Below are 24526 nucleotides of genomic sequence, written 5' to 3'. Positions count from 1 at the left end.
TCTATATGAAAGCTTTAAGATATTTTGGACTGGTTATTTTAAGTGTCTTTTTACTTTGGTCATGTTCAGAAGAGCAAGATTTTGGACAATATGACGAGTTGTCCGTAACCCCGACTTTTGAAACTAGTATTTTTTATATAAAGACCCAAGAGTCTGTCATTAACGGGGTAACAGGACCGAACTTTTTTACACAAGACTTTAATTTCGATGCTTTCGAGGAAGATTTTTTTTCTGAAAGGGTGCTAGAAGGGGTTATTGCCTACGAGCTTGAAAATACGACCAGTAAAGAGGTCGAAGTTTTAATAGAGTTCTTGGACGATAATGATACGGTACTGGACAGTGAGTTTTTTCTAATGAGTGAAGCTCCCACGGCCCAACTAATTAGAGAGGTGTCGTACGGTAATACAGGAAAGAATTTGGATATTATCAGAAATACCTCTGAAATCAGGTTATCGGTAAGAAACCTAGGGGACAATAGCAGCACCTCAGATCTGCCAGATCCGGCAATAATTTTAAGGTCCAGTGCTAAATTCACGGTACGGGTAAAATGATATTCTCTAGAAATCTTACCGTGTTTCTTTTGCTTGTCTGTAATCTATTGGCCTCTCAGAACAAACAGTTGCTTTATGACTTTACCGAAATACCACAATCGTTGATGGTAAATCCGGGAATGGAAACCAGTTTTAAATGGTATGTAGGCGTTCCCCTGTTGTCAGGTGTATCCGGTTATGCAGGAAGTAATGGAGTATCCGTCAACGATATCTTTGCAGATGATGGCCTTGATATTAATGATAAGGTCCGCGATCGTTTGGTTGGTGGTCTATCAACAAGGGACGAGTTAAGCGGTAATCTACAAATAGAACTTTTTAATGTGGGCTATAGAGGCGTAGATCCTGATATATTTTACTCTTTGGGGGCCTATATAGAAATGGACAATATTTCATATTGGCCGCAAGACTATGCCGTTTTGGTTTTTGAGGGCAATGCGGATCAGTTAAACAGAAGGTTCGACCTTAGCGATTTAAAGGCAAGGGGCTCTATGGTGAATGTGTTTCATTTTGGGGTCAACAAAAAAGTAAGCCATAGTTTAAGTATTGGGGCAAGGGGTAAATTATATTCGGGAATTTTAGACTATACATCTACACACAACAAGGGGTACTTGGTGAATACCCCAGGTAGTAACAATACCTATACTACGACCTTGGTCTCCGATATGAAACTAAAAACCTCGGGCTTAAGGGAGTTGGATGAGGCACAAGAAAACGACGAGCTTACGAATGCAATAATGAAACGCGCTTTCTTTGGAGGTGATTTGGGCTTGGGGCTGGATGTGGGATTTTCGTATAACCTAAACGAAACAACCATCGTCACTGGTAGCCTGTTGGATGTAGGTTTTGTATATCACAGTGGAGATGTAGTAAGTTACAGTCTAAAGGGTGCCGCCAGCACAGAAGGAATAGAAATAGATGTTTTGGAGGATTTTACCAATCTTAATAGGGATTATTGGCAAGATTTGGTAGATGAGGTAGAAGACCTGGTGCCGTTTAAAAAATATAGTAAGGGGTATGTTACCTTTAGACCAACGAAGCTGAATGTTTCTTTACGTAAAGATTTTGGTGAAGCAATGGGTGGGGCGTCAAATGGTTGTGACTGTGATCCCTTAAAAGGTACAAGTGTCGGTCTAAGAACGCGTTATAGAAATTCTGTGGGGGCACATTTATATATGATCAATAGGCCTCGGGGACCGCAGATGGCCTTGACAGGCTTTTATACCCGTAGAATCGGAAATGTATTGGCCTTGAGAGGAACCTATACCGCAGATAAATTTACCTATACCAATGTGGGTCTAGGACTTAATGTGCAAGCCGGACCCGTAAATATTTATGCCATGGCCGATAATTTGTTTTCTTATAGCAATATCGCCGCAAGCCATTATGCTTCTTTTCAATTAGGATTAAATATTATATCTTGGGGCCGAAAGTAATTCCTGTATACCATTCTGGCATGCTTTTTTCATATCCATCGGTAATAATTAAACATAGAATATTTTGAGAACCCTAGTATTGTCATTTTTTGTGATGTTGAATTTCATGATGTTTGGTCAAACAAACCTAAACGATTATAAGTACGTTATCGTGCCAAAACATTTTGAAGCTTTTAAAAAGGAAAATGAACATCAAACAAGCACTTTGGTGAAGTTTCTTTTTGCTGAAAAAGGATTTAATGTGGTGTATGACGACGCGTTGCCCGATGACTTGAAGTTTAATAGATGTTTGGGGCTTGTGGCTTCTTTGATCGATGATTCCACGATGTTTACGACAAAGACCTCGATTTCGCTGATCAATTGTAATGGGGATGAAGTGTTCAAGACCCAAGAGGGAAAAAGTAAGGTCAAAGAGTTCAAGGGAGCATATTCCGAAGCCATTAGAATGGCAATGAAAAGCTTTAACGGAGTAAATTATGTGTACAACAATAAAGGAGGGGAGAAAGAGACGGTAACGCTCAATTTTAAAAATGACGTAAAAAAACTGGAAGAGAAAAATGTTGAGGCCGAGGTTGCCGAAAGACAACCAAAGAATGCGAATCCTATGGTGGTACAGCAGGCTACCACCGAAGATCAGTTGTATAAAAATAGGGAACCCGTTTCTTCTGATATAAAATCGGATAAGATAGATAAATCGATAGAGGTATTATACGCCCAAAAACTAGCCAACGGGTATCAACTTGTAGATAGCACCCCCAAGATCAGAATGAAGTTGATGAAAAGTTCTACCGACAATGTATACATGGCACAAGGTGATGGTAAAAGTGGCATGGTCTACGAAAAGGATGGAAAATGGGTCTTTGAATATTATGAAGGGGATAAGCTGGTACAAAAAGAACTGAACATTAAGTTTTAGAAGTCATATTTGTCTTTCCATCTTTTTTTTAAAAAATCGCTGAGCGCATTTTCTCGCTGGTTATTACCGGGTTGGTAAAACGAGGTACCCGTAAGTTCATCCGGTAAAAACTCTTCGTTCACAAAGTTGTTCTGGTAGTCATGGGCATATTTATAGTCTGTACCATAGCCAAGATCCTTCATAAGTTTTGTTGGGGCATTTCTTAAATGAAGAGGAACAGATAGGTTTCCTGTCTGTTTAACGGTCTGTTGTGCTTTTCCTATGGCCATATAACTGGCGTTACTTTTTGCCGAGGTGGCCAAATAAATGGCACATTGGCTCAAAATAATACGAGCCTCCGGGTAACCGATGGTGGTTACCGCCTGAAAGGTGGTATTGGCAATGACCAATGCGGTGGGGTTGGCCAATCCTATATCCTCAGAAGCGGAAATAAGCATTCTTCTGGCAATGAACTTTACGTCTTCGCCTCCCTCGATCATTCTTGCCAACCAATAAACGGCCCCGTTGGGATCGCTGCCCCGGATCGATTTTATAAAAGCTGAAATGATGTCATAATGCTGTTCTCCTGTTTTGTCATATAGAACAGTGTTCTTTTGGGCCTTTGACAGTACCAAATCGTCTGTTATGGTTATCTCGTCATTAGGTTCGGAATTAACGACCAGTTCAAAAATGTTCAATAGTTTTCTACCATCGCCGCCAGATAGTCTCAATAAAGCTTCCGTTTCCTTTAGCTCGATCTTTTTTGATTTTAGAACATCGTCTTTCTTAATGGCACGTTTTAAAAGTTGTTCTAAATCTTCCTTGTCAAAAGCGTTGAGAACGTAGACCTGACATCTTGATAAAAGGGCAGGAATTACTTCAAAACTTGGGTTTTCGGTAGTGGCACCTATAAGTGTTACCCAACCTTTTTCTACGGCTGCCAAGAGCGAATCTTGTTGCGATTTACTAAACCTATGTATCTCATCTATAAAAAGAATGGGGTTTTTGGTCGTAAAAAGCCCCCCTGCTTGTTTGGCCTTGTCTATAACTTCCCTAATGTCTTTTACGCCACTGTTGATCGCACTTAAAACATAGAAAGGTCTTTTGCTTTCTTCGGCAATAATATTGGCCAACGTGGTTTTTCCCGTTCCTGGAGGGCCCCATAGTATTAAAGAAGGGATGATGCCCTTTTTTATCTGATGGGTCAAAGAACCATTTTCTCCTACCAAATGGTTTTGGCTTATGTATTCCTCTAAATTTTTTGGACGTACCCGCTCTGCTAATGGCTGATTCATGGTATAAAAATAGAATAAAGTTTACTAAACGCATTTGACGGATAGACAATATTGGATAAAAATTTAGACTTATTTTTGGTAAATGACATTTTAACCGATTTTTTATTTTGGCCAATTAATTGATACTAAGTGTAAAATGTTAGAGAATCAACATTTTAAGTTTTCGAACAAGGTGATTTTTGTTCCTTTGGTAGCCGTTCTGACCATATGGACGGTTTATTGGGTAGAGTTGTTGATGGGAACAAACTTTAACGACTACGGTATTTATCCAAGAACGGTCACGGGGTTAAAAGGGATTGTCTTTAGTCCTTTTATCCATGGTTCTCTAGAGCATCTGTGGAACAATACCATTCCGCTTGCGGTTTTGCTTTCGGCCCTATTTTATTTTTATGATAAAGTAGCTTTTAAAGTATTGGTAGGCGGGGTGTTGTTATCGGGAGCGATCACTTGGTTGATCGGAAGGCCGTCATACCATATTGGTGCCAGTGGGCTTATTTATGTGTTGGCAAGTTTCGTTTTCTTCAAAGGTATTTTTACAAAGCATTATCGGTTGGTGGCCCTTTCTTTGGTGGTAGTGTTTATATATGGGAGTCTTCTGTGGTATATATTTCCGGTTAAAGAAGGTATTTCATGGGAAGGTCATTTGGGTGGTTTTATAACAGGGCTGTTCTTTGCACTGATATTCAAGGTGCGAGTGCCGTTGCCCAAAAAGTTTGAATGGGAAAAAGAAGGTTATAACGAAGAGGAAGACCCTTTTTTAAGGCATTTTGATGCAGAAGGTAACTTTATTGAGTCGATACCAGAGGAGGAATCTCAAGAATCGATAAATTATAAATATCATTACAAGGAAAGTAATGATGGTGAAAGACCTACGGAGAATTAGCCTTGTAGACGTTGCCTGACCGCTTCGTATAAAAATACGGCACAAGCGACGGAAACGTTCAATGATTCAATTTCTCCTAACAAGGGTAATTTGGCCTTGTAGTCCGAAGCTTTTAAAATAGAGGGGGAAATACCTTGGTCTTCGGCCCCCATTACGATAGCAATGGGTTGGGTGAATGAAACATCATATATGGAATCCGTTGTTTTCTCGGTCGCCGATACCACCTTAATACCAGAGGCTTGTAAATAATAAATAGCGTCCTTTATATGGTCTACTTTTGCAATAGGAACTTTAAAAGCAGCACCTGCCGAGGTTTTAATCGTGTCTGCGGTTACTGGGGCGGCACCCTTTTTCTGAATTATAATGCCATCTACACCGGTACATTCCGCTGTTCTGATGATGGCCCCAAAGTTACGAACATCCGAAAGTTGATCTAAAAGGAGAAATAGGGCATTGCTCTCTTTGTTCGATACTGTTTCTACCAATGTTTCAAGGGTATGAAATTTAATGGGAGATATACTCGCCACGGCTCCCTGATGGTTGTTTTTGGTTAGCCTGTTGAGTTTTTCAACAGGTACATATGAGCAAATAAGATCGTTTTTCCTTATGGCAGACTCCAGTTCTTTGAAAAGTTCGCCACTAAGCCCTCTCTGAAGAAAGATTTTATTGATTGGCTGTTCGGAATCGATAGCTTCTAAAATGGCCCTTATGCCATATATTTGATCATTCATGGGGCGAAGATACTTAATTTGAGCATCAGGTGTGAATTTTTTTCAACTCGGCATACATAAAAACAAGCGACATTTTTTAAAGATCTAAGGCCAATATTGCCGGATCATCCTTGGCATAATGGTATGCCCTCCAGAAAAAACCTACAGCCGAAAATTTCCATACGATTTCACCTTCGGTGGTAACTTCCCATATGCCGTAGTCACCTTCGGTAATTAAGGTGTTTCCATTGGGTAAACGTACAGCTCCCGATACTTTTGGGGAATAAATTTCCGGGTTAGAGTAACTCCATGTAATTTCGGGGTTTGTAGTTTCTGGAACGGTTTTAAGGGAGAGTTCATTTGGCAAATCAAATTCATAAACGGTAGATTGTTCCAAGTCTCCTCCATTTGAAAAAATCAACATTTTCCCGTCCTCATATAAGTTTGGGAAATGATTGTTGTGGAAAAGCCGATTTGTTTCTCCTTTATTTTGGGTGCTTGGGTTACCGAACCTGTATAGTAGGTCGCCGCCTCTTTCAAAATTTCCACTGGTATGGCCGGCCGCTTCTTCTGTACTGGTAGAATGGTCTATGACCCAGACTTCACTATAATAATTGACACTTAGATAAATAAGGTCGTTTAGTCCGTCATAACCAATACCATTTGCATGCATTATATTTCCGTCGGTGGCCTCGTAGTAATTAAGATTTATTAATTGAGGATTGTTTTCTACTACTCCATAATTTAGCTTAGAGCTATCGTAGTCTTGCACGAGGTGGTCTTTGGCATGCCATTCCCATGTAATGCTGTTGGTGTCTGGGTTTATTTCTATAATAGATTCAGGGTATAGGTCTGTTCCATATTTAGAGCCGTTTTCCAAAGCTTCGGCTTCTGACATTTTTTCCCAAGCAATTGCTAAAATATTACCATTTGGAAGTAACTCCACATCATGATGAGATCGGTGCTCGCTATTAGAATAACTATAATCCCATAAAATCTCGCCATCTTTTGCTATAATCTGAATTTTACCGCCAAAGCCTCCGAATAAAATCTCTGGATTATCGTCTTGTAATGAGGCTAATAAGGTGCCGTCTTGAAGTATTACGGCATCATTCCCGATTTTTTGACCTCCTAAGGGCCATTCGTAGACCATGTCCGCATTCTTGTCCATTAAATAAACCCTATTGCTCATGGCGTCGTTTACAAGAATGTAATGGTCCTCAGTCAGGTTTTTATTGTAAAAAGTGACGGTACCCATTTCACCTTCTATAGTCTCCCCGGTATTTTCGGATGTTTCTTCTTCTTCTTCTTCTTCTTCGTTACCTTCCTGATTCTCGTCCAATAAGATTTCTTCCTCTTCAGAATGAGGTGGTGTAAAATCGTCATCGGAACATGAAAATAGGCAGCATGCTAAGAGCATGTATGCCAGGTTCATTTTTAGGAGAGAAGAAGATTTGCTCATGATATGGGTTATTGGATGATGATCGGTCGTTTTTTTGATTGGAATAAATTACTTTTTTTATTGATAATAAACACTAAGGTTTTTCAGGAGTTTTTAAATGGGGTCGGGATTTTCGTTTTTCCATTTTTTCTAGTTCTTTGTCGCCAAAGATTTCACGGTCTCCATTAAAGTTAATTCGCCATATTTTTCCCTGTTTTGATTCTGAGATATAAAGCGATCCATCTTTACCTTGAGATAGTCCCATAGGGCGGTATTTTGCGTCGTCGGTGGTTTGGGCGGAATCTACCCCAATAAAACCATCGGCGAAAACTTCCCATTTGCCGGTTGGCTTTCCTTTTTTGAAGGGAACAAAGGCCACAATATAACCTCCTTGGGGGTAAGGACCTCTATTCATTGATCCATGAAAGGCAATAAATGCTCCTTCTTTATATCTAGGGGGGAATTGGTTTCCGGTGTAGAATAATAGATCATTAGGTGCCCAGTGTGCCGGTAGGCCTATAATAGGATCTTTAAAGCCCACAGCTTCTTTTTGGCCATCCCCTCCATATTCGGGGGCTACCATTTTTTTGTTTTTAAAATGGTCGTAGTAGCTATAAGGCCATCCGAAGTTATCACCTTCCTCTATTTTCATAAATTCTTCGGCAGGTAATACGGCTTGGTCCCATTTACTATAATATTGTGGTGCATGGTTGTGTAGGTAATCTCGGCCATGTTGTACACCGTACAAGGTGTTGTCCTCATGGTTCCATGAAATGGCCACCATGCTCCTGATGCCGGTTGCATACAGTTGACCATCTTGTTGCGATTGTCCCAATTTGTTTTCATCAAATTTCCATATGCTGCCCAATACATCTAGGCCAGGACAGGGGTACATACCTTTTATTTGCCCTTTAGAGTTGGCATCCTCGCAGGCATTGGTAGGGGCACTAAAAGTAACATACATATTTCCTTCTTCGTCAAAAGCCAAAGATTTGGCATTGTGCCATCTTTTAGGAAAGTGATCTGTAAGAACAACCTCTGGTTTTCCTTCCGGAATTAATTCGGAATCGGATAGCTTTTGTCTATAGATTACTTGTTCTGAGCTAAAGTAGAGATAACCGTTGTGAATACGCATTTCTGTAGCAAAGGTGCCGTCGTTGGGGTAATCGCCAAAACGTTTTATAATATCGGCTTTTCCGTCGCCGTCGGTATCCCTTAGGGCCATATTGCCGTTAATTCTCTTAGGTTCCCTCAATTTAACATAGATATCACCGTTGTCGTTGACCGCTATATGGCGAGAAGGGCCTATACTGTCTACAACTACTAACGCAGAAAAACCATCCGGTAAGAATAACCCCCCGTTTGTCTGCTCTTTTTCTTCCTTTGCCCGATTTTCAGAATTGGTAGGTGAGGCAACTTTTTTAGTTTCTTTTATCGGGTTCTCTTTGCAAGAGTTAATTAGCACGATAAATAATAAAACTAATTTTAATTTTTTCATATTGGTTGTATGGACTGGGTTATATTTTAAAGGTAAGAAATATGTGAAAAAGGCAAGGGAATTGAGAATACCGAATTTTTATTGCTACATGAGTAAACAAAAAAAGGTGCAAACATATGTTTGCACCTTTTTACATATTCTATAAATTATATTATAAATTCAAAGGTAGACAGAAATCAAAAAGACTTGCTCCAGCTTTTGGTTCTGGGCCTAAGTCCAAAACGGTCTCTCCATTTGCAGAAGTTACTTGAAAAGTATTTTCTTCGTCATAAGAGCCACTGTTATAAACAATTTGAATTAATTCTGCTCCTGTAGGAACATCAAATGTAATAGTTGTGCTATCACCTCCATCATGAGTATAATTTGTGATAGTGCCATCAATGTTCACGTCCAAAGAAGCGCCATTCCATGAGTCACCATAAGAATCGTTCAATACCATTGTCCATGTTCCTGGAGTTGGAGCTATTGGAGGGCAAACCAATGGAATGGTGTAGATAAAAGGAGACCTAAAGTAAGATCCACCCGATACCGTACTGTTCAAGTTGGTATTGGTAAAAGATCTTCCATCTGTAAGATTAAGAACGTATTTGATCGTAAAACTGTCTCCACCAAAATAATCTCCATCAGATAAACCATTGGCAGCAACAAGTTCTCCTAGGGTTAAAACAACGGTTATAGATGGAAGTCCATCTTCATTAGGGGTGAACTCGGAAGCAGAAATCGTTTTAAGCAACGTTGATGTAGTTGATAAAGCGTCATCTGCTATACTGGTGAAAGAAGTATAGATTTCAACATTGTCCAATAACTCGCCTTGAGCATTATCTTCGACCTCAAAGGTGACAGAATATTGGGCATTGGGATCTTCATAACTAAATTCCTGTGCGGCTACTTCTGAAGCCGAGGTCGTTGATCTAAAGACAGCCCCCCTGGTCACTTCTTCGAAGACATCGTCTATAGTCTTATTGCTGGATTCGCAGGCCAAAAAGCCAGCGGAAACCAACGATAACATTAATATGTTTTTAATATATCTTTTCATAATTCTATTTTTTTAATTTGATAAAGGAAAACCGCTATCAGGGTTGTTGTCCCAAAAAACTTTTTCTGTTACTGACGTCTTTTGCGTTACATTACTGTTATTGTTGGCATAGACCGCAGGGTAAAGGAACGATCTGATGAAGGCACCAGGATCTGGTTCCAGGTTTGGTTGAAGGTCATTTGGATATCCTGTTCTTCTATAAAAGTTATATGCATCTATTCCGTTACCAAATAATGATACAAAGAATTCTTTTGCCAATAGATTTAACTTTTCATCACCAGCAGCGGCATCATATTCTGCTTCGACCTCTGCAAGGTAATCGGTAACGTCGGTGGCGGTAGGTTCAAGTGATAAATCTGCACCACCATCCAAGACACCAAAAGCCATTGTTTTTTCAATCGATTTTTCTATTCCGTCTAGCATATATGTTTTTGCATCTTCAAGCTCGTTGTCAAAATAAGCCATTTCTGCTTTAAGGAAATCTATTGTCTGTGCCAAGAAAATGGGGGTTATACCGGCACCAGCAGCACCAGAGCCTAAATCAACCCCAGCAAAAGTACTGTCATCGAACTCACCACCAGCTGGATAAACACCATACGTGGTTTTCAATTCCCCATCTGGAGGTGTACCATCGTCATCACCATGGTCTCTACCCCAATAACCATTAGGTAGGTAGCAGAAAGTGAAGTTTCCATCAGCATAATGATCAGGGATAGGCTCTACACTACAAGAAAGAGTCTGTTGGTTAGGGCCATCGGAATCAACTGCACCTGGTGTGGTTGGGTTTTGTCTATAAAAGTAGTAACGAATTCTTGGGTCGCTGTCATTGTAGATGGTTATGGCATTATCTTTTTTGGAATTGTCCATATAATTCATCAACCAATTGGACATATAGTCTCCAGCACCAGTTGTGGTGTAGTTATCGGCATAATCAGGATGTCTAGCATCAGGGTTGACCACGTTGGTTCCCCAAGAAAATTGAAAATCTTCATCTACAGAAGTGATATAGTTACCACCGGTAATAATTGTCTCAAAAGAGGCAGCTGCACTGGCATCTACCAATCTTGTCTGTGCATAAATTTTCAATTTTATAGAGTTGGCCAATTTCACCCAAGTATCCCAATCTCCACCATAGTAATAATCATTCTCAGGATCAGCGGCATTATCGTCAGTTGTAAAGTTAGCGATTGCATCGTCCAACAAATCCATTGCGGCAGCGTAAATAGATGCTCCGCTATCGGCTGTTGGGTTTAAGTTATCTATACCTGAAATGGCTTCGGTGTATGGAACATCTCCATAAAAATCTACCAAGGTGACTATTGTAAAGGCTTGCATTACTTGCCCCATACCTATATGACGCTTAAAGTTAGCTTCGGTAGCCAAAATATTCATGGCGCTAATATCTGTTAACATAGAGGAATAGGCATATCTCCATTCTCCGTCTTGAGATGCTGGAGAGTAAGCTTGTTGGTACAAACGTGTGCCCATGTTTTCCAATCTTGTTACCTCGGCACCATTGGATCCCATGTCTTCGTTGAATCTTGCAAATTCTTCTTGTACACGATTCAGATAAAAATCTGGAGTAGCTTGATCAGGACTCACCGCATTTGGGTCGGTAATTAAATCAAGTTCCGTACTCTCACACGAAAGAATAAGCCCCGCGGAGAAAACTGTTAGAACTAAGTTTTTAATAAATATTTTCATTTTCTTTTTTTTTTAAAATGTTGCTTTTATAGACATACCATATCTTCTTGAACCTGGGCTATTGATAAAGTCAAATCCTAGTGCATTACCTACACCGACCCCTAAGTTTTCTGGGTCAAAATTAGTGCCCTCAGGTATGTTTATACCTTTAAACCATAGGTTTTGACCAGTTAAGGTAAAACTTAAAGATCCAAATGGAGTTCTTTCCAATGCCTTGCTAGGTACTGAATATCCTAACCTAACTTCTCTTAGACGAATGGTACTACCATCGTAAACCTGTAATTCGCTTGGGCCAAAAGCCACGTTGCTGAAGTAGTAGTCAGAGTTGTTGATTTGAATGTCATTTACCGAACCATCAGCTTTAACACCTGGTAAAATGAATGTGGATACACGGTCTTGAGTATCGGTAGTTAAACCACGACCTACCAAAGCAGAGATGGTATTTGCGTAAACATCACCACCATGCCTGTAAGATATATCGAAGTTAAAACTAAAGTTCTTGAACCTGAATCCATTACTTACGTTCAATCTCCAATCGGCATTAGGATCACCTATTTCAAACAATCCATTTTCCTCGGCATAACTACCTGTACTGGTAACTACTTTGTTGCCTGCATCATCTCTTAAGACTCTAGAGCCCATGATAATACCGAATGGCCTTCCTGCTACGGCAAAGTTGGAAAGGTCAGAGAACAGACCTCCAATGTTAATGTTGTCCGTATCCTGTCCTAAGTCGATTACTGTAGATTCATCAGCCGTAAAGTTGGCGTTTACATCCCAGTTAAAACCACCTTCGTTTTCACTTCTAAATAGAGAAACACCTAAATCAGCTTCTATACCCTTTACCTGAACCTCACCAATATTTGTTACAGTTGAAGTGTAACCGGATGAAGGATCCAATGGTTGCTCTGAAATTAGATCTGTAGTGGTTTTCTTGTAAATGGATACGTCCAAGGATACCCTGTTTTGGATGAATCTTGATTCAAGACCAAATTCAAGCTCTTGTAATAATTCTGGACTTAGAGCTGGATTTGCCAATTCGTCATCTACTGTAATAGAAGAGACCAAAGTACCATCTTTAAGGAATTCTCTAGTGTCCAAAGTTGCCGTGTTGGCTACAGGATACCCGCCAAAGAAACCTGCAGAGGTACCGTAACCAGCTCTTAATTTTAAGAAGTTAAGACCGTTTTGAGACTGCAACCCATCTATAAGTGCCGTAGGCAATATTGATAAACTGGCAGAAGGATAAAAGATAGAGTTTTCTATAAAATTGGAAACCCAATCATTTCTTGCCGCCAAGGTTAAATATGCAAAGTTGTCGTAACCAAATTCTGTTTGTGCGTAAACACCCATAATGTTCTGGATCTCGTCATACTGAACTGGCGCAGATGTTGCAAAGTTGTAATGCTTAAAGACATTGAAAATAGATTGTTGGTCACTGGTAACACCTTGTCTAGAAAATTCTGTTCTTCTAGAAGTTGCACCTAAGTTAACATTCATGTCTAATTTGTCCGTTAATTGCCACATACCGTTTAACTGTGCGGTATGATCCCAAATGGTATTTTTGTTGTCATAGGTTTGATACCTACCTTGCACATATCCTTCGGCACCACCTTTGTTTTGACCGATCTCGTTACGTTCAGTGTAGAAATCTAAACCTGTTCTCCAGAAAACATTGATATTGTCGTTTATCTTGTAGCTGAACTGGGTGCTACCAAATACCCTGTTGGTGTTTTGATTGGCAAAGGCATTCTCTGCGGTCCATCGTGGGTTTTGAATATCGTTACCACCTCTGTAGTAAACACTGCTTCCGTCAATAGGATTTTGATAAGGAAGTCCCATTAGGTCAACACTTCTTGGCGTAAAGAACAAATGGCCGAATACCGAAGCACCGTCACCAAATGCACCGTTACCTGTACTGGCAGCGATAGGAGGTGATTTAACATCACTTTTCGTAAAGTTCATGGTTCCGTTTACGGTGAACTTATTACTTAACTCAGCTCTACCACCAACACTAAAGGTAGTTCTTTGTAGTTTGTTTCCAGGTGTAAAACCTTCATCCTTTAAATTACCAATACTGGCGTTATAAGATAGTTTGCCATCCTCAGAAGCACCGGAGGCGTTAATGGAGTTATTGGTAACCGTTCCCGTACGGAAAAAGTTTTTTACGCTATCATAAGGCTTAAACTCATATGTAGCACCTTGATACTCTGGAAATGCAGCACTTACCGCACTATTTACTGAATATGGGTGTCTGATTAAGATTGTACCTTCGTCGTTGGTACCGGCCCAAGTTGCTCCAAAGTTATTTGGTTCAGGTATATTGAAATCAGGTCCCCAGTTACTAAAGAACTCACCATAAGCCTGGTCAAAACCATTACCATATTGGTCTTGGTAATCTGGCAATGTTGAGATTTCGTTGAAGAAAATGGAAGAAGTAACCGTTATTTCAGATTTCTTTTTACCAGTTCCGGCAGCACCTGCCTTGGTGGTAATCAATATAACACCGTTTCTACCAGCGGTACCATATAAGTTGGCCGCGGCCAAACCTTTTAACACGTTTACATTGGCAATGTTGTTAGGGTCTAAGTCCAAAAATCTACTTGAACCTACATTTCCGTCAATTGCATCACCTTGTGCATTGGTGTCTGAACTGAAAGGAACACCATCAACAATGAACAATGGTTGGTTAGAACCAGAAATGGAGGTAAAACCACGTATTACAATGTTTGTGGCGGAACCAGACATACCACTTGCGGCATTGATCAATACCCCAGAGGCCTTACCGTTAAGTACCCTACCTACATCACCTTCTGCTTTTTGTTCCAAGTCTTCGGCATCTACAGAAGAAACCGCATAACCTAGCGATTTTTTCTCCCTTTTAATACCTTGGGCCGTAACTACCACTTCTTCAAGAGCCTGTGCATCCTCTGTCATTTGAACATTGATAGTGTTACTACCACCAACTGTCTGGGTGGTGTTCTTCATACCAATATAAGTAAAGAGCAATGTTTGGCCCTCAGACGCTGTTATGGAATAATTACCATCAAAATCTGTTTGAGTACCATTCGTAGTTCCTGTTACAATAATGTTAACTCCCGGGAGTGGTAACCCATCCTGGTCGGTAACAGTACCGGAAACTGTTTTTTCTTGTGCATACGAAATATGCACAATTAACGCTAACAAGAGCGTCAACAATCCATTTAGTTTTGTTCTCATTTTTTAATTATTTGAATTAGCTAGCGACAAAAATCAAAATAAAGTGTTAATAATCCAAAGGAATTTTAATAAAACTTTAAGAATGTGTTATAAAATTCAAAGTTATAGATTAAACAGTATTGATATTTTAGTATGTATAATATAACAAGTTCTATTTTGAGAATATCGCAAAAAACCTAAGTATTGCGTTTGTTTTGAAATGCTGTTTTTAGAAAATGAATGATTTTTTTTAAACCTAAAAAATATGTTAAAATGAAGGGCGTTAAGAATAATTTTGGAAGTTGAAAAACTATGGTTAAAAAAAACTTTGAAAATATTTGCTCTATGGTTTGAATTATTCTGAAATATCACTACATTTGCCGACCCTTAAACAAGGGGTAATTTTTATACATATTTATATAGTATGCCAACAATTTCACAATTAGTACGAACAGGAAGGGCCACAATTACTAAGAAGAGTAAATCGGCTGCTTTGGATTCGTGTCCTCAGAGAAGGGGTGTATGTACAAGGGTATATACGACAACTCCAAAGAAACCGAACTCGGCAATGAGAAAAGTTGCAAGGGTGAGGTTGACCAATGGAAAAGAGGTGAATGCCTATATTCCAGGAGAGGGTCACAATTTACAGGAGCACTCGATAGTATTAGTAAGAGGCGGGAGAGTTAAGGATTTGCCAGGAGTTAGATATCATATCGTTCGTGGGGCATTGGACACAGCAGGTGTGGCCGGTAGAACACAGCGTAGGTCTAAGTATGGTGCAAAACGACCTAAGAAGTAATAACACTTTTTAAAAAGAAGTAATGAGAAAAAGACAGGCAAAGAAAAGACCACTTTTACCGGATCCAAGGTTTAACGATCAATTGGTTACAAGGTTCGTTAACATGATGATGTGGGACGGTAAAAAATCTGTAGCATTCAGTGTTTTTTATGATGCGATAGATATAGTAGAGGCTAAGAAGACCGATGAGGAGAAAACGGCTTTGGAGCTTTGGAAGGACGCATTGAGTAATGTGATGCCTCATGTAGAGGTGAGAAGTAGAAGGGTTGGAGGGGCGACTTTCCAAATTCCTATGCAGATAAGGCCAGATAGAAAAATTTCTACCGCAATGAAGTGGTTAATTAGTTATGCTAGAAAGCGTAATGAAAAAGGAATGTCCCAAAAACTGGCTGCCGAAATCTTGGCGGCTGCCAAAGAGGAAGGCGCTGCTGTTAAGAAAAGGGTGGATACCCATAAAATGGCAGAAGCAAACAAAGCATTTTCCCACTTTAGATTTTAATCAGAAATGGCAAGAGATTTAAAATATACAAGAAATATAGGTATTGCGGCTCATATTGATGCTGGTAAAACAACAACGACCGAGCGTATACTTTTTTATACAGGTGTTAGTCATAAAATTGGAGAGGTTCATGATGGTGCCGCCACTATGGACTGGATGGAGCAAGAGCAGGAGCGTGGTATAACCATTACTTCTGCTGCAACAACATGTGAGTGGAACTTTCCAATGGAAAACGGTAAAGCTACTGCGGAGACAAAACCATATCATTTTAATATTATAGATACCCCGGGACACGTTGACTTTACGGTTGAGGTTAACAGGTCTCTTCGTGTTTTGGATGGTTTGGTCTTTTTGTTTAGTGCGGTTGATGGTGTGGAGCCTCAATCTGAAACTAACTGGAGGTTGGCCGACAATTACAAAGTGCCTCGTATTGGTTTTGTTAATAAAATGGACCGTCAAGGATCTAACTTCTTAAATGTCTGTAAACAGGTAAAAGAAATGTTAGGTTCAAATGCCGTGCCTATTGTTTTGCCTATCGGTGAGGAGGCGGATTTTAAGGGTATTGTGGATTTGGCCAAGAATAGGGCTATTGTATGGCATGACGATAACTTTGGGTCTACATTCGATGTAATCGATATTCCTGAAGATATGAAAGCCGAGGTTAAGGAGTATAGGGCTGCTTTAATCGAGGCTGTTGCGGAATATGATGAAAAGTTAATGGAGAAATTCTTCGAAGATGAAGATTCTATTTCTGAAGAAGAGGTTCATGCGGCGTTAAGAGCGGCGGTTATGGATAGGGCTATAATACCAATGGTATGTGGTTCTTCATTTAAAAATAAAGGTGTTCAGTTCTTGTTGGATGCCGTTTGTAGGTATTTGCCTTCTCCTGTAGATAAGGAAGCCATTATTGGGGTAAACCCAAGTACAGGTGAGGAAGAATCTAGAAAGCCTGATGTAAAGGAGCCTTTTGCGGCTCTAGCGTTTAAGATTGCGACAGATCCTTTTGTGGGTAGGTTGGCCTTCTTTAGAACGTATTCAGGAAGATTGGATGCTGGTTCTTATATATTGAATAACCGTTCTGGAAAAAAAGAGCGTATTTCAAGAATTTATCAGATGCATTCCAATAAGCAAAATGCTATCGATTATATCGAAGCTGGAGATATTGGGGCTGCGGTAGGTTTTAAGGATATTAAGACGGGGGATACCATGTCGGATGAGAAGCATCCTATTGTTTTGGAGAGTATGGAGTTCCCTGATCCTGTAATCGGTATAGCTGTAGAGCCCAAGACAAAAGCTGATGTAGATAAGTTGGGTATGGCCTTAGGAAAGTTGGCCGAAGAGGATCCTACGTTTCAGGTAAAGACTGATGAGGCGTCCGGTCAGACCATTATCTCGGGAATGGGAGAATTGCACTTGGATATCATTGTTGATAGATTAAAAAGAGAATTCAAGGTAGAGGTGACACAAGGTGAACCTCAGGTTGAATATAAAGAAGCCTTGACCAAAACTACTTCGCATAGGGAAGTTTATAAGAAGCAGTCTGGTGGTCGTGGTAAATTTGCTGATATTGTGTTCGAAATGGGTCCAGCGGACGAGGATTTCGAGGGTACAGGTATTCAGTTTGTGGATGAGATCAAAGGTGGTCGTATTCCAAAAGAATTTATCCCATCTGTAGAGAAAGGATTTATTATGGCTATGCAAAATGGTCCATTGGCCGGATATGAAATGGATACAATGAAAGTTGTATTGAAAGATGGTTCTTTCCACCCGGTGGATTCAGATGCTCTTTCTTTTGAGCTAGCCGCTAAAATGGGTTATAAGGCCGCTGGTAAAGCTGCTGGAGCTGTAATTATGGAGCCTATCATGAAGATTGAGGTTATTACGCCTGAGGAAAACATGGGTGATATAGTTGGGGATTTGAACAGAAGACGTGGTACTATTAGCGATATGAGCGATAGGGCCGGGGCAAAAGTTGTTAAAGGTATGGTTCCTTTATCCGAGATGTTCGGTTATGTAACCTCTCTAAGAACACTTTCTTCCGGTAGGGCAACATCAACTATGGAATTTTCACACTATGCCGAAACACCTTCGAATATTTCTGAAGAGGTTATTAAGGCGGCAAAAGGAATAACAGCATAATTTAAGGAAATGAGTCAGAAAATTAGAATAAAACTTAAGTCTTACGACCATAATTTGGTAGACAAATCTGCTGAGAAAATCGTAAAAACGGTAAAGACTACCGGTGCTGTTGTAACGGGACCAATTCCTTTGCCAACACATAAGAAAATTTTTACGGTATTGCGTTCACCGCACGTAAATAAAAAATCTAGAGAGCAATTCCAATTAAGTTCTTACAAGAGGTTGTTGGATATCTATAGCTCTTCATCAAAAACTATTGACGCTCTTATGAAGCTTGAGCTTCCGAGTGGTGTTGAAGTTGAGATAAAGGTATAAGTAGAGAGCTCGCCCCAATAGGGGCGGTGAACATGTCCTGAGCTGCGGGCGAGGGAAAAACGGAGATAAAATAATTTCAGGGTTGAATTATTTTTGACCCTATTTTTTTGAGTGAATTTTAATAATTAGTAATTAATATAATTTAAGTATGTCTGGGTTAATAGGAAAGAAAGTAGGCATGACCAGTATTTTTGACGAGAACGGGAAGAATATTCCCTGTACCGTTATACAAGCTGGGCCATGTGTAGTTACCCAAGTCAGAACCGAAGAGGTAGACGGGTATAGTGCCCTTCAGCTTGGTTTCGATGACAAGGCAGAAAAACGTGCTAATAAGGCTGAATCTGGCCATTTTAAAAAAGCAGGTGCTTCTCCCAAGAAAAAAGTCATTGAATTTCGAGATTTTGAAGGTGAGTACAAATTGGGAGACACTATTGGTGTCGATGTTTTTGTTGAAGGTGAGTTTGTGGATGTAGTTGGAACATCAAAAGGTAAAGGATTTCAGGGTGTTGTTAAAAGACATGGTTTTGGTGGTGTAGGACAATCTACACACGGTCAACACAACAGGCTTAGAGCTCCAGGTTCCATTGGTGCGGCATCATATCCTGCTAGAGTTTTCAAAGGAATGAAAATGGCAGGAAGAATGGGTGGAGACCGTGTAACGGTTCAAAACCTTAAAGTATTAAAGGTAGTTCCGGAGAAAAATCTTTTGGTAGTAAAGGGTTGTGTACCTGGTCATAAAAACGCTTACATAACTATAGAGAAGTAATGAAAGTAGCAGTTTTAGATATAAAAGGAAAAGATACGGGTAGAAAGGCAGACCTTTCTGATGACGTATTTGCTATAGAGCCAAATGATCATGCGGTCTATTTAGATGTAAAACAATATTTAGCACATCAAAGACAGGGTACGCACAAATCAAAAGAGCGTGGTGAGATTGCTGGTAGTACCAGAAAAATTAAAAAACAAAAAGGTACAGGTACCGCAAGGGCCGGTAGTATCAAATCTCCGATCTTTAGAGGTGGAGGTAGAATCTTTGGGCCTAGACCTAAAGATTATTCACAAAAATTGAACAAGAATTTGAAGCGTTTGGCAAGAAAATCCGCTTTGAGTCTAAAATCAAAAGAGAAGGCAATTATGGTCGTTGAGGATTTTGATTTTGACGTGCCTAAAACGAAAGATTTTGTTAATGTGCTAAAGTCGTTGGGCTTAGAAAACAAAAAATCCTTATTTGTGTTGGGCGATTCAAATAAAGGCGTATATTTGTCTTCGCGTAATTTCAAGGGTTCTGAAGTTATAACTAACTCAGAATTAAGCACTTACAAAATACTTAACGCATCAAGTGTTGTGTTGTTGGAGAGCTCTTTAGAAGGAATCGAATCAAACTTAAATAACAAGTAGAACCATGAGTGTGTTGATAAAGCCAATTATTACGGAAAAAATGACTGCTGATAGCGAGTTAAACAATCGTTATGGTTTTGTAGTCGATCCTAGGGCTAACAAGATTCAGATTAAGGAGGCTGTTGAGGCTACTTATGGTGTTTCTGTTAAGAAAGTTCGAACAATGAATTATGGGCCTACAAGAAAGTCCAGATATACAAAAACTGGAGTACAGCATGGAAAAACAAATGCTATTAAAAAGGCGATTGTCGATGTTGTTGAAGGTGATATAATTGATTTTTACAGTAATCTATAAAGACAAGAAATGTCAGTTAGAAAATTAAAACCAATCACTCCTGGGCAGCGTTTTAGAGTAGTAAATGGGTTTGACGCCATTACTACTGATAAGCCGGAGAAAAGCTTGCTTGCTCCGTTAAAAAAGTCGGGAGGTAGAAACAGTCAAGGAAAAATGACCATTCGCCAAAAAGGGGGAGGTCATAAAAGAAGGTATCGTGTAATAGATTTTAAAAGGGATAGGCAAGATGTGCCTGCTGTGGTTAAGTCTATAGAGTATGATCCCAACAGAACGGCTTTTATCGCTTTATTGGAGTATGCCGATGGTGAAAAAAGATATGTTGTTGCTCAAAACGGATTAAAAGTAGGGCAGCAAGTTTCTGCTGGTGAGAGTGCAGCTCCAGAAATTGGAAACGCGTTGCCGCTTAGTCAGATTCCTTTGGGAACTATAATTTCTTGCATAGAGTTGCGTCCCGGTCAAGGGGCCGTAATGGCAAGAAGTGCTGGAACTTTCGCTCAGTTAATGGCGAAGGACGGTAAATTTGTTACTGTAAAAATGCCATCTGGAGAAACAAGACTTATCTTGTCCGGTTGTATGGCTACTATAGGGGCTGTATCTAATTCGGATCATCAGTTATTGGTGTCAGGTAAGGCCGGTAGAAGTAGATGGTTGGGTAGAAGGCCTAGAACAAGACCAGTTGTTATGAACCCTGTAGATCACCCAATGGGAGGTGGTGAAGGTAGAGCATCTGGAGGTCATCCAAGGTCAAGGAACGGTATTCCTGCCAAGGGCTTTAGAACTCGTTCTAAGACAAAGAGTACCAATAAGTATATAATAGAACGTAGAAAGAAATAATAAAGTAGAAAGAAATGGCACGTTCACTAAAAAAAGGACCTTACGTTCACTATAGTCTGGAAAAGAAAATCCAGCAGACTGTTGCATCCGGTAAAAAATCGGTTATCAAAACTTGGTCTAGAGCATCAATGATAACTCCAGATTTTGTAGGGTTGACTATAGCTGTTCACAATGGAAGACAATTTGTACCTGTTTTCGTTACGGAGAATATGGTAGGGCATAAATTAGGAGAATTTTCACCAACTAGATCGTTTAGGGGTCATGCTGGTGCTAAGAATAAAGGAAAGAAGTAAGCTATGGGAGTTCGTAAAAAACAGATGGCCGAAAGAATAAAGGCTGAAAAGCAAAAAGTTGCTTTTGCAAAATTGAACAACTGTCCTACTTCACCGAGAAAAATGAGGCTTGTTGCTGATTTGGTTCGTGGTGAGAAAGTGGAAAAAGCTTTGGCAATCTTAAGATTTAATCCAAAGGAGGCTTCGCGTAAATTAGAGAAGTTGTTACTTTCCGCGATTGCCAATTGGCAAGCGAAAAATGAGGATGCCAATATAGAGGATGCTGATTTGATCGTGTCCGAAATTAGGGTAGACAGTGGTGCAATGTTGAAAAGATTGCGTCCGGCTCCTCAAGGTAGGGCACATAGAATAAGAAAGCGTTCGAACCATGTAACTTTGGTTTTGGGGTCTAATAATAATACAGAAAGCTAGAATGGGACAGAAAACAAATCCGATAGGGAATCGTCTAGGAATTATCAGAGGATGGGAGTCTAACTGGTACGGTGGAAACGACTATGGTGATAAGCTGGCCGAAGATGATAAGATTAGAAAATACATTCACGCTAGGCTTTCTAAAGCAAGTGTCTCAAGGGTAATCATTGAGCGAACTTTAAAGTTGATAACCGTTACGGTTACAACGGCTAGACCTGGAATTATCATTGGTAAAGGAGGACAAGAAGTTGATAAACTTAAAGAAGAGCTTAAGAAAATTACCAATAAAGAGGTTCAGATCAATATATACGAGATCAAGAGACCAGAGGTAGATGCAAACTTGGTTGCTGCAAGTATAGCAAGGCAGATAGAGAGTAGAATTTCTTTTAGAAGGGCTATCAAAATGGCCATTGCCGCAGCAATGAGAATGAATGCCGAAGGTATAAAAGTTCAGATATCCGGTCGTTTGAACGGAGCTGAAATGGCAAGGTCCGAATCTTATAAAGAAGGTAGAATACCATTGTCTACTTTTAGGGCCGATATAGATTACGCTTTGCATGAAGCCCAAACAACTTATGGAAAGTTGGGTATCAAAGTTTGGATTATGAAGGGCGAGGTTTATGGTAAGCGTGAACTTTCTCCATTGGTAGGCATGCAGAAAGGGCAGTCTTCAAAAGGAGGTAAGCAAGAAGGTGGTAGAAAACCGCGTCGTAGAAAGTAATAATTATAGAAGTAGAGAAAAATGTTACAACCAAAAAGAACGAAGTTCCGAAAAATGCAGAAAGGCCGTATGAAAGGTCTTTCTAACAGAGGGCACCAACTTTCAAATGGTATGTTCGGTATAAAATCGGTAGGTGATGCAGCCTTTTTGACTTCTCGTCAAATCGAAGCGGCACGTATCGCGGCTACTAGATATATGAAAAGGGAAGGTCAGTTATGGATTAAAATATTCCCGGACAAGCCTATTACCAAAAAACCTCTAGAGGTACGTATGGGTAAAGGTAAGGGGGCGCCAGAATATTTCGTGGCGGTCGTAAAACCAGGAAGGGTAATGTTCGAAGTAGCTGGGGTTTCAATGGAAGTTGCTAAAGAAGCTTTAAGGTTGGCAGCTCAAAAACTTCCCGTTAAAACGAAATTTATTGTTGCACGAGATTATACAGTTGAAAATTAATCGTAGGAATCATGAAAAAACAAGAGATTAAAGAATTGTCTGTTGAAGGACTTACGGAGAAGTTAGCTGAATATAAAAAGCAACATGCAGATTTAAAAATGGCTCATTTTGTAACTCCATTGGAGAATCCTCTTCAAATAAGAAAAGTTCGAAGAACGGTTGCAAGATTGGCTACTGAATTAACTAAAAGGGAAAACCAATAATTGGTTCTGCTTTATGGAAAAAAGAAACTTAAGAAAAGAGAGAGTTGGGGTTGTAACCAGTGATAAAATGGAGAAATCCATTGTTGTTGCAGAGGTGAAAAGAGTAAAACACCCTATGTACGGTAAATTCGTTTTGAAGACTAAGAAATACGTGGCTCATGACGAAAAAAACGATTGTAATGTCGGTGATACCGTAAAAATTATGGAGACACGTCCCATGAGCAAGACCAAATGTTGGAGGTTAGTAGAAATCTTAGAAAGAGCTAAATAAGTTATGTTACAGCAAGAATCTAGATTAAAAGTAGCAGATAATACCGGAGCAAAGGAAGTTTTAACTATTCGCGTTCTTGGTGGTACAAAAAGAAGATATGCTTCTATTGGGGATAAGATAGTAGTTACCGTTAAGGAGGCTACGCCAAATGGAGGTATTAAAAAAGGAGCGGTTTCCACTGCCGTTGTCGTTAGAACAAAGAAAGAGGTGAGAAGACCTGATGGTTCTTATATCCGTTTTGATGACAATGCATGTGTACTGTTGAATCCAGCTGGAGAAATGAGAGGAACCCGTGTGTTTGGACCCGTAGCCAGAGAGCTTAGGGACAAGCAATTCATGAAAATTGTTTCATTGGCCCCAGAGGTACTATAATTGATTGTCAAGATGAAGAAGTTAAAAATTAAAGCAGGAGATACGGTAAGAGTTATTGCTGGAGATCATAAAGGTTCTGAAGGTAAGGTAATGTCCGTAAATCTTGAAAAGAATAAAGCCATCGTAGAAGGTGTTAACATGGTTTCAAAACATGAGAAGCCAAGTGCAAAAAATCCCCAAGGTGGTATAGTAAAAAAGGAAGCTCTTATTCACGTTTCTAACCTATCGTTAATCGATCCCAAGTCTGGTGAGACAACTAGAGTAGGGTATGAGGTGAGAGATGGCAAGAAAGTAAGGTTTTCTAAGAAATCTAAAGAAGTAATTTAGTTATGGCTTACGTTGCAAGATTAAAGAAAGAATATAAAGAACGCATTATAGCCGCGTTGACCGAAGAGTTTGGTTACCGTAATGTAATGCAAGTACCAAAATTAGAGAAAATCGTAGTTAGTAGAGGTGTTGGTGCTGCCGTTGCCGATAAAAAGCTTATTGATCATGCCGTAGACGAAATGACTATGATTACTGGTCAAAAAGCGGTGCCCACAATGTCTAAAAAGGATGTTGCGGCCTTTAAACTTAGAAAAGGTATGCCTATCGGAGCCAAGGTTACATTGCGTGGAGAGCGCATGTATGAATTTTTGGATAGATTGGTTACTTCCGCTCTTCCCAGGGTAAGAGATTTTCAAGGTATTAAGGCAACTGGTTTTGATGGTCGTGGAAATTATAACCTTGGAATCACCGAGCAAATTATATTTCCTGAAATAAATATTGACAAGATCAATAGAATCAACGGAATGGACATAACGTTTGTTACCTCTGCCGAAACGGACAAGGAAGCAAAATCATTACTAACAGAATTAGGATTACCTTTTAAAAAGAACTAGT

The 24526-nt window shown here is 39.8% G+C and carries 28 protein-coding genes; 21 read left to right on the top strand and 7 right to left on the bottom strand.

Features of this window, described 5'->3' with window-relative positions; genetic code table 11:
• Window positions 1-5: 5 nt before the first annotated feature.
• The 3 genes from AB657_RS09590 to AB657_RS09580 all read left to right on the top strand — a co-directional run bounded on the left by AB657_RS09590 (window position 6) and on the right by AB657_RS09580 (window position 2900).
• On the top strand, window positions 6-551 hold the full coding sequence (locus tag AB657_RS09590) for a hypothetical protein (protein ID WP_047246289.1): 546 nt from the start codon (window positions 6-8) through the stop codon (window positions 549-551).
• Window positions 548-1984: a DUF5723 family protein gene (locus AB657_RS09585; protein ID WP_047246288.1), complete on the top strand. Its 1437-nt coding sequence runs from the start codon at window positions 548-550 to the stop codon at window positions 1982-1984. Before AB657_RS09590 ends, AB657_RS09585 begins: the two co-directional genes overlap by 4 nt.
• Before the next feature lie 64 nt (window positions 1985-2048).
• Window positions 2049-2900 (top strand): hypothetical protein, encoded by an 852-nt coding sequence (locus AB657_RS09580; RefSeq protein ID WP_157491665.1) that lies wholly within the window; start codon window positions 2049-2051, stop codon window positions 2898-2900.
• On the opposite strand, the gene AB657_RS09575 is transcribed toward AB657_RS09580, so the two are convergent.
• Window positions 2897-4174, bottom strand: a complete 1278-nt coding sequence (locus AB657_RS09575) for a replication-associated recombination protein A (protein WP_047246286.1) — start codon at window positions 4172-4174, stop codon at window positions 2897-2899. The two genes, AB657_RS09580 and AB657_RS09575, sit on opposite strands and share 4 nt — an antisense overlap.
• Window positions 4175-4310: 136 nt before the next feature.
• On the opposite strand from AB657_RS09575, the gene AB657_RS09570 reads away from it, so the two are divergent.
• A complete protein-coding gene (locus AB657_RS09570; RefSeq protein ID WP_047246285.1) occupies window positions 4311-5057 on the top strand; it encodes a rhomboid family intramembrane serine protease in 747 nt (248 codons plus the stop codon).
• Here AB657_RS09570 and rlmB read toward each other — a convergent pair.
• The 6 genes from rlmB to AB657_RS09540 form a co-directional block, all read right to left on the bottom strand.
• Entirely contained in the window at window positions 5054-5788 is a 735-nt protein-coding gene (gene rlmB, locus AB657_RS09565) for a 23S rRNA (guanosine(2251)-2'-O)-methyltransferase RlmB (RefSeq protein WP_047246284.1), read from the bottom strand. The two genes, AB657_RS09570 and rlmB, sit on opposite strands and share 4 nt — an antisense overlap.
• A 76-nt stretch (window positions 5789-5864) precedes the next feature.
• Window positions 5865-7229 carry an aryl-sulfate sulfotransferase gene (locus AB657_RS09560; protein ID WP_047246283.1) on the bottom strand — a complete coding sequence of 455 codons (1365 nt, stop codon included), beginning with the start codon at window positions 7227-7229 and terminating at the stop codon, window positions 5865-5867.
• A gap of 73 nt (window positions 7230-7302) precedes the next feature.
• Window positions 7303-8706, bottom strand: coding sequence for a PQQ-dependent sugar dehydrogenase (locus AB657_RS09555; RefSeq protein WP_047246282.1), 1404 nt, complete (start codon window positions 8704-8706; stop codon window positions 7303-7305).
• A gap of 151 nt (window positions 8707-8857) precedes the next feature.
• Complete coding sequence (locus AB657_RS09550) at window positions 8858-9742, bottom strand: hypothetical protein (RefSeq protein ID WP_047246281.1); 885 nt, start codon at window positions 9740-9742, stop codon at window positions 8858-8860.
• A 12-nt stretch (window positions 9743-9754) separates the two neighbouring features.
• Complete coding sequence (locus AB657_RS09545; RefSeq protein ID WP_047246280.1) at window positions 9755-11446, bottom strand: SusD/RagB family nutrient-binding outer membrane lipoprotein; 1692 nt, start codon at window positions 11444-11446, stop codon at window positions 9755-9757.
• Between the two features lie 12 nt (window positions 11447-11458).
• Entirely contained in the window at window positions 11459-14665 is a 3207-nt protein-coding gene (locus AB657_RS09540; RefSeq protein WP_047246279.1) for a SusC/RagA family TonB-linked outer membrane protein, read from the bottom strand.
• A gap of 403 nt (window positions 14666-15068) precedes the next feature.
• Here AB657_RS09540 and rpsL point away from each other — a divergent pair, with 403 nt between their 5' ends.
• The 17 genes from rpsL to rplE all read left to right on the top strand — a co-directional run bounded on the left by rpsL (window position 15069) and on the right by rplE (window position 24525).
• Entirely contained in the window at window positions 15069-15443 is a 375-nt protein-coding gene (gene rpsL, locus AB657_RS09535) for a 30S ribosomal protein S12 (RefSeq protein WP_027078345.1), read from the top strand.
• 22 nt (window positions 15444-15465) lie between these two features.
• A complete protein-coding gene (rpsG, locus tag AB657_RS09530) occupies window positions 15466-15942 on the top strand; it encodes a 30S ribosomal protein S7 (protein WP_047246278.1) in 477 nt (158 codons plus the stop codon).
• A 6-nt stretch (window positions 15943-15948) separates the two neighbouring features.
• Window positions 15949-18081 (top strand): elongation factor G, encoded by a 2133-nt coding sequence (gene fusA / locus AB657_RS09525; RefSeq protein WP_047246277.1) that lies wholly within the window; start codon window positions 15949-15951, stop codon window positions 18079-18081.
• A 9-nt stretch (window positions 18082-18090) separates the two neighbouring features.
• The gene (gene rpsJ / locus AB657_RS09520; RefSeq protein ID WP_007094989.1) at window positions 18091-18396 is read left to right on the top strand and encodes a 30S ribosomal protein S10; all 306 of its coding nucleotides are present in this window, start codon (window positions 18091-18093) and stop codon (window positions 18394-18396) included.
• A gap of 148 nt (window positions 18397-18544) precedes the next feature.
• Complete coding sequence (gene rplC / locus AB657_RS09515; protein ID WP_047246276.1) at window positions 18545-19162, top strand: 50S ribosomal protein L3; 618 nt, start codon at window positions 18545-18547, stop codon at window positions 19160-19162.
• Window positions 19162-19794 carry a 50S ribosomal protein L4 gene (gene rplD / locus AB657_RS09510; RefSeq protein WP_047246275.1) on the top strand — a complete coding sequence of 211 codons (633 nt, stop codon included), beginning with the start codon at window positions 19162-19164 and terminating at the stop codon, window positions 19792-19794. Before rplC ends, rplD begins: the two co-directional genes overlap by 1 nt.
• 4 nt (window positions 19795-19798) lie before the next feature.
• Window positions 19799-20089: a 50S ribosomal protein L23 gene (gene rplW, locus AB657_RS09505; protein WP_047246274.1), complete on the top strand. Its 291-nt coding sequence runs from the start codon at window positions 19799-19801 to the stop codon at window positions 20087-20089.
• A gap of 9 nt (window positions 20090-20098) precedes the next feature.
• Window positions 20099-20923, top strand: coding sequence for a 50S ribosomal protein L2 (gene rplB, locus AB657_RS09500; RefSeq protein WP_047246273.1), 825 nt, complete (start codon window positions 20099-20101; stop codon window positions 20921-20923).
• Window positions 20924-20937: 14 nt separating this feature from the next.
• Complete coding sequence (gene rpsS, locus AB657_RS09495; protein ID WP_047246272.1) at window positions 20938-21216, top strand: 30S ribosomal protein S19; 279 nt, start codon at window positions 20938-20940, stop codon at window positions 21214-21216.
• 3 nt (window positions 21217-21219) lie between these two features.
• Window positions 21220-21627: a 50S ribosomal protein L22 gene (rplV, locus tag AB657_RS09490; RefSeq protein ID WP_047246271.1), complete on the top strand. Its 408-nt coding sequence runs from the start codon at window positions 21220-21222 to the stop codon at window positions 21625-21627.
• A gap of 1 nt (window position 21628) precedes the next feature.
• Window positions 21629-22348, top strand: coding sequence for a 30S ribosomal protein S3 (rpsC, locus tag AB657_RS09485; RefSeq protein ID WP_047246270.1), 720 nt, complete (start codon window positions 21629-21631; stop codon window positions 22346-22348).
• Window positions 22349-22369: 21 nt separating this feature from the next.
• Window positions 22370-22798: a 50S ribosomal protein L16 gene (rplP, locus tag AB657_RS09480; protein ID WP_047246269.1), complete on the top strand. Its 429-nt coding sequence runs from the start codon at window positions 22370-22372 to the stop codon at window positions 22796-22798.
• Window positions 22799-22809: 11 nt separating this feature from the next.
• Complete coding sequence (gene rpmC, locus AB657_RS09475; protein WP_047246268.1) at window positions 22810-23001, top strand: 50S ribosomal protein L29; 192 nt, start codon at window positions 22810-22812, stop codon at window positions 22999-23001.
• Window positions 23002-23014: 13 nt separating this feature from the next.
• A complete protein-coding gene (gene rpsQ / locus AB657_RS09470; RefSeq protein WP_047246267.1) occupies window positions 23015-23272 on the top strand; it encodes a 30S ribosomal protein S17 in 258 nt (85 codons plus the stop codon).
• A gap of 3 nt (window positions 23273-23275) precedes the next feature.
• The gene (gene rplN, locus AB657_RS09465; protein WP_027064819.1) at window positions 23276-23644 is read left to right on the top strand and encodes a 50S ribosomal protein L14; all 369 of its coding nucleotides are present in this window, start codon (window positions 23276-23278) and stop codon (window positions 23642-23644) included.
• A gap of 12 nt (window positions 23645-23656) precedes the next feature.
• Window positions 23657-23971: a 50S ribosomal protein L24 gene (rplX, locus tag AB657_RS09460; RefSeq protein WP_047247910.1), complete on the top strand. Its 315-nt coding sequence runs from the start codon at window positions 23657-23659 to the stop codon at window positions 23969-23971.
• Window positions 23972-23973: 2 nt separating this feature from the next.
• Entirely contained in the window at window positions 23974-24525 is a 552-nt protein-coding gene (gene rplE, locus AB657_RS09455; RefSeq protein ID WP_047246266.1) for a 50S ribosomal protein L5, read from the top strand.
• Window position 24526 lies beyond the last annotated feature (1 nt).

The organism is Maribacter thermophilus, assembly GCF_001020565.1.
Classification (GTDB): domain Bacteria; phylum Bacteroidota; class Bacteroidia; order Flavobacteriales; family Flavobacteriaceae; genus Maribacter; species Maribacter thermophilus.
Note: the sequence above shows the minus strand (reverse complement) of the source record. Positions and strands in the feature narration are given on the sequence as shown.

Excerpts from the sequence above, each read along its gene's own strand:
- AB657_RS09540 (WP_047246279.1), bottom strand. The coding sequence starts at position 14,665 with ATGAGAACAAAACTAAATGGATTGTTGACGCTCTTGTTAGCGTTAATT.
- rpsL (WP_027078345.1), top strand. The coding sequence starts at position 15,069 with ATGCCAACAATTTCACAATTAGTACGAACAGGAAGGGCCACAATTACT.
- AB657_RS09545 (WP_047246280.1), bottom strand. The coding sequence starts at position 11,446 with ATGAAAATATTTATTAAAAACTTAGTTCTAACAGTTTTCTCCGCGGGG.
- AB657_RS09555 (WP_047246282.1), bottom strand. The coding sequence starts at position 8,706 with ATGAAAAAATTAAAATTAGTTTTATTATTTATCGTGCTAATTAACTCT.
- AB657_RS09590 (WP_047246289.1), top strand. The coding sequence starts at position 6 with ATGAAAGCTTTAAGATATTTTGGACTGGTTATTTTAAGTGTCTTTTTA.
- rplV (WP_047246271.1), top strand. The coding sequence starts at position 21,220 with ATGGGAGTTCGTAAAAAACAGATGGCCGAAAGAATAAAGGCTGAAAAG.
- rplE (WP_047246266.1), top strand. The coding sequence starts at position 23,974 with ATGGCTTACGTTGCAAGATTAAAGAAAGAATATAAAGAACGCATTATA.
- rpmC (WP_047246268.1), top strand. The coding sequence starts at position 22,810 with ATGAAAAAACAAGAGATTAAAGAATTGTCTGTTGAAGGACTTACGGAG.
- rlmB (WP_047246284.1), bottom strand. The coding sequence starts at position 5,788 with ATGAATGATCAAATATATGGCATAAGGGCCATTTTAGAAGCTATCGAT.
- rplX (WP_047247910.1), top strand. The coding sequence starts at position 23,657 with ATGAAGAAGTTAAAAATTAAAGCAGGAGATACGGTAAGAGTTATTGCT.
- rpsQ (WP_047246267.1), top strand. The coding sequence starts at position 23,015 with ATGGAAAAAAGAAACTTAAGAAAAGAGAGAGTTGGGGTTGTAACCAGT.
- AB657_RS09575 (WP_047246286.1), bottom strand. The coding sequence starts at position 4,174 with ATGAATCAGCCATTAGCAGAGCGGGTACGTCCAAAAAATTTAGAGGAA.
- AB657_RS09585 (WP_047246288.1), top strand. The coding sequence starts at position 548 with ATGATATTCTCTAGAAATCTTACCGTGTTTCTTTTGCTTGTCTGTAAT.
- rpsC (WP_047246270.1), top strand. The coding sequence starts at position 21,629 with ATGGGACAGAAAACAAATCCGATAGGGAATCGTCTAGGAATTATCAGA.
- AB657_RS09550 (WP_047246281.1), bottom strand. The coding sequence starts at position 9,742 with ATGAAAAGATATATTAAAAACATATTAATGTTATCGTTGGTTTCCGCT.
- AB657_RS09560 (WP_047246283.1), bottom strand. The coding sequence starts at position 7,229 with ATGAGCAAATCTTCTTCTCTCCTAAAAATGAACCTGGCATACATGCTC.
- fusA (WP_047246277.1), top strand. The coding sequence starts at position 15,949 with ATGGCAAGAGATTTAAAATATACAAGAAATATAGGTATTGCGGCTCAT.
- rplP (WP_047246269.1), top strand. The coding sequence starts at position 22,370 with ATGTTACAACCAAAAAGAACGAAGTTCCGAAAAATGCAGAAAGGCCGT.
- rplC (WP_047246276.1), top strand. The coding sequence starts at position 18,545 with ATGTCTGGGTTAATAGGAAAGAAAGTAGGCATGACCAGTATTTTTGAC.
- AB657_RS09570 (WP_047246285.1), top strand. The coding sequence starts at position 4,311 with ATGTTAGAGAATCAACATTTTAAGTTTTCGAACAAGGTGATTTTTGTT.
- rpsS (WP_047246272.1), top strand. The coding sequence starts at position 20,938 with ATGGCACGTTCACTAAAAAAAGGACCTTACGTTCACTATAGTCTGGAA.
- rplN (WP_027064819.1), top strand. The coding sequence starts at position 23,276 with ATGTTACAGCAAGAATCTAGATTAAAAGTAGCAGATAATACCGGAGCA.
- rpsJ (WP_007094989.1), top strand. The coding sequence starts at position 18,091 with ATGAGTCAGAAAATTAGAATAAAACTTAAGTCTTACGACCATAATTTG.
- rpsG (WP_047246278.1), top strand. The coding sequence starts at position 15,466 with ATGAGAAAAAGACAGGCAAAGAAAAGACCACTTTTACCGGATCCAAGG.
- rplD (WP_047246275.1), top strand. The coding sequence starts at position 19,162 with ATGAAAGTAGCAGTTTTAGATATAAAAGGAAAAGATACGGGTAGAAAG.
- rplW (WP_047246274.1), top strand. The coding sequence starts at position 19,799 with ATGAGTGTGTTGATAAAGCCAATTATTACGGAAAAAATGACTGCTGAT.
- rplB (WP_047246273.1), top strand. The coding sequence starts at position 20,099 with ATGTCAGTTAGAAAATTAAAACCAATCACTCCTGGGCAGCGTTTTAGA.